The organism is Bradyrhizobium sp., assembly GCF_049512235.1.
Lineage (GTDB): Bacteria > Pseudomonadota > Alphaproteobacteria > Rhizobiales > Xanthobacteraceae > Bradyrhizobium.
Genome location: NZ_JBEKXH010000581.1, coordinates 1 through 3712 on the forward strand (window position 1 = coordinate 1; position 3712 = coordinate 3712).

Sequence of the window (3712 nt, forward strand, 5' to 3'; positions counted from 1 at the left end):
GCGCGCCGCGAATTTGACTGTTTTTATTTTACCCACCAAATTTGAATACGTGATCATTCCGCGCAACTTCGCGCGCTCAATCACGGCGGCGCGAGCTTCTTCTTTCGCTGCTCAAGCTCGTGGTGAGATTTTGAAACTCGATCCTGACCGCAATATGCTGCTGTCCTCGCCATCTACCGAACAACTCCCGTTGGAGGGGGATTCTTATGGAATCGGCCTCTTTGCGAATCTGCCATTGTAGAGAAGCTCGAATATGAATGGCCTCGGCGTGTTTGCAATCCGACGCTTGATGCCCTCGTAGGATCTCATGAAGTATTGCACCTTGTCCCATGTGGGTGAGCTTGCTCCCGGAAGATAGAAGCAACCCGCTCCATATTGCTTGATTGCAGCGGCCTCCGGCAACAGCGTGTGGAACTTGCGGTCGTGGCTAAAGACAATCCAACCAGCTGCAGCAACCTTACTCAACCACTCGTCATCCGGAGTTGCGTCCCTGAATTTAAATTGGTTCTTCGGATCATGATGATATTCGACTGAAAAATAATACGGTTTGGCCGCTTTGATCGCTTCCGGCAGACGCGAACCAAAATTCCGGTCGAAATAGAAGGTTAGTGCACCAGCGATTTACGCCTCCCGCCCGGCACCACGCCCTCAAACTTAAGCGCCTCTTTGACATCGGTCGATACGATTCCAAAATCTTCCGCGATATCTGAATAGCTTTCGCCAGCATCCCAACGACCTCTTATAATCCAAGTCGGGGTGCCTTTGACGGCAGGGGCTCCGAACGCTATCCGAGGATCAATGATGATTGGCGAGGAACGACCCGCGACATGCCATTTTAGGGCAAGTCCTTCATGTTCCTTCTCGTAATCGAATTCTCGCAAGCGTCCGATGACAATTTCCCAAGCAAGCTGACCGCCTTGATCGGTCTGGACCACGCTGCCGGGCGCAACATCTTCGAGTTCATGAGAGTCAAGATATAGATGCTTGGCGCCTTCCTTGAAGCGAAAGGTAGCAAATGGATATTCGCTTTTGAGATGATGCTTAGCGTAGTCTCTGGTGGCACGAATGTTTTTCAGTGGCACGCCCATCTTGCGGAAGGCGGCCACGACCGCCACTTCGATCAATTGCATATACGAAAGCGCCGCCTTGTCTTCTTTCTCAAGGAAGTGTTTTTCGAGCCGGTGCCATGCAGCGACCGTTTGTGGGGAGATATCGGCATACTTCGCGGCCTCAGCTATTTGGTAGCTGGGAAGATAAAGGCGTCGCAGCCAAGGTTGGTCGGTTCGCTCTGACACTAGGGTAGCCATTGTCTGTTCCCTCACCATCGTAAGGTAGAATCATCAAGCAGATAATCCCCAATATGGGCCGGACTATATCTCCCGTTACGGCATCGGGGGCGTGTCAGCGCACTGGTCCGTCGCCCTGGCGCGGCCCTGCTGCCCAGCTCGCGTTTTGCCGGCCGCGCCGGGCAGCCAAGGCCGGTCCAAACGCCCAAACCCGGTTTCCCGGCCGCCCGTGGGCACGCGCAGGGCGGCCGAAACTGTTACCCCAGTCGTTCCCCTGGAGCAGCTTGCAATCGGTGATGTTGGCTAAGTACTTGAAACCCTGGCAGGAGTGGCAGGGCTCGAACCTGCGACCCCCGGTTTTGGAGACCGGTGCTCTACCAATTGAGCTACACTCCTGTAACCAGCGTCGCCGCCGATCCGCGCCGTTTCAAGCATAGGCAACGCCCTGATTGCAAGGGCGAAAGGGTTTTACCCGGCAGCCCTAGCTGGTCTCGCGCAGCAGCCAGTGCCGGTAGTCCTGCCCGAAGGTGCCGATCACCTTGTCCGTGACGCTCTGGTCCGAGCCACTGTCGATCGCAGCCTGGACCGCGGTTCCCAACAGCCCGGACCCGGCCGGCAGCACCACCGACTCCTTGGGACTGGTGATGATGACGGCACCCGTTCGCGCATCGACCAGCGTGGCATCGGCGGTCATGCCGCGGCCGCCGCCGATCAGGATGCTCATCATCGGCCCTGCGATCTCAAAGTTTCGGACGGTGACTTCGAGCCGCACCGGCCGGCGGCCGATAAGCGTCCCTGCCATCACCTTCTCGACCCCCACCTTGACCCGAGCCGCCAGCGCGTCCCGAACGTAGGCCCTGGCCTCCGGCGTCCTGGCAAAGCCCATGATCTGATCATCTGGAACGCCCTTGGCCGCGGCATAGGCCCTAAGGCCATCCTCCCATATGATCATCGCTGCGGGATCGACATTGACCGCGACCCCGGTCAGCTTCATGTCGGCGATATCGTTTTGCGACAGCGAATTCTCGACGCTGACACAACCGGCCAACGCCAATACCAGCCCAAGCGCGGCCAGCCGCGCCGGCTTCAAAAATACACCCATTGTAGCCCCCGCCCAGCCGCGCCCTTTCACGGCTCCCGATCAAGCCAAACACGCAATCCAAAAACCCGTCAACCCTTATTCCCGGTTCCGTGCAGATCAATTGACATGCCTCAAACCGGGCGGTGCCGTGCGTTAAAGGCCCTGTTCGATTCCGCCGTCCGGGGCCAGACTCCGCCTCGATCGACAAAGCCCTCCACGACAAGGCAAAGGGAGAGACCATGACCGCACAGGCCGCCGCAAAACACCCCGCCGCGCCGCTGACCCCGCCGCTTCCCCAGGCAAAGCCGGAGGCGCTCGGGCTCTCCCCGGTCCGGTTGCGTTTGATGTCGGATGCCTTCAAGCGCGAGATCGAGAAGGGGACCATCCCCGGTGTGACCATGCTGGTGGCGCGCCGCGGCCAGATCGGCTGGTTCGAGGCGCTGGGCCGGCAAAATCCGGCCTCGCCCGCGCCGATGGCGCACAACACGATCTTCCGCATCTTCTCGATGACAAAACCGATCGTTTCCGTCGGCATCATGATGCTGCTGGAGGACGGCCATTTCCTGCTCAATGACCCCATCGCCAAATTCATTCCGGAATTTGCCGACCAGAGGGTCGGCGTCGAGAACAACGGCCAGCTCGACCTGGTACCGCCGGCACGGCCGATCACGCTCCAGGATCTGTTGCGGCACACCTCGGGCATCACCTACGACCATACCGGTAACAGCCTGGTGCAGAAGCTTTATCAGAGGTCGCGGCTGCGCAGCCGCAAGATCAGCAATGCCGAACATGCGGCCCTGGTCGCGGACCTGCCGCTGCAGTGCCAGCCGGGCGTGGAGTGGAACTACAGCCGCTCCACCGACATTCTCGGCCGCATCATCGAGGTGGTTTCCGGAAAGACGCTGAGCGCGTACCTCACTGAGCGGATTCTGGCGCCGCTGCAGATGGCCGAGACCGCCTTTCACACCGGCCCCGGGAATGCCGATCGCCTCGCCGAGCCGTTCCCGGTCGATCCCTGGAGCGGGGAGAAAGTGCAGCTCTTCAACATGCTGGAACAGCCGGTGCTGCAATCCGGCGGCGGCGGCCTGGTCTCGACCACGATGGAGAACGCGCGGTTCTGCCAGATGCTGCTCAATGGCGGGACGCTCGACGGCGCCGGGATCATCGGCCGCAAGACGCTGGAGCTGATGGCATCGGACCATCTCGGCCCCGCCGTCCGCGTCAACAGCCCTCTGCTGCCGGTGGGTCACAGTTTTGGCCTGGGCTTCGCGGTGCGGATGCAACAGGGCATGGCGCCGTTTCCGGGCTCGGTCGGCCAGTTCTTCTGGAGCGGGATGGCCGGGAC

At 60.1% G+C, this 3712-nt stretch carries 5 protein-coding genes and 1 tRNA gene; 2 read left to right on the plus strand and 4 right to left on the minus strand.

The features are described 5' to 3' along the window. On the plus strand, window positions 1-241 hold a 241-nt coding region (locus tag ABSG20_RS32110; RefSeq protein ID WP_423868472.1), incomplete at its 5' end, for a hypothetical protein. Here the strand turns inward: ABSG20_RS32110 and ABSG20_RS32115 are convergent. The 4 genes from ABSG20_RS32115 to ABSG20_RS32130 form a co-directional block, all read right to left on the minus strand. Beyond that, window positions 205-621, minus strand: a complete 417-nt coding sequence (locus ABSG20_RS32115) for a PIN-like domain-containing protein (RefSeq protein ID WP_423868476.1) — start codon at window positions 619-621, stop codon at window positions 205-207. The genes ABSG20_RS32110 and ABSG20_RS32115 overlap by 37 nt on opposite strands. Then, window positions 606-1307, minus strand: coding sequence for a DUF433 domain-containing protein (locus ABSG20_RS32120; RefSeq protein ID WP_423868473.1), 702 nt, complete (start codon window positions 1305-1307; stop codon window positions 606-608). Before ABSG20_RS32120 ends, ABSG20_RS32115 begins: the two co-directional genes overlap by 16 nt. Before the next feature lie 299 nt (window positions 1308-1606). Next, window positions 1607-1682: transfer RNA gene (locus tag ABSG20_RS32125), tRNA-Trp, on the minus strand. A gap of 85 nt (window positions 1683-1767) precedes the next feature. Next, window positions 1768-2388 carry a hypothetical protein gene (locus tag ABSG20_RS32130; protein WP_423868474.1) on the minus strand — a complete coding sequence of 207 codons (621 nt, stop codon included), beginning with the start codon at window positions 2386-2388 and terminating at the stop codon, window positions 1768-1770. Between the two features lie 218 nt (window positions 2389-2606). Between ABSG20_RS32130 and ABSG20_RS32135 the strand changes: the two genes are divergently transcribed. After that, a partial coding sequence (locus tag ABSG20_RS32135; RefSeq protein ID WP_423868475.1) for a serine hydrolase domain-containing protein occupies window positions 2607-3712 on the plus strand: 1106 nt, incomplete at its 3' end.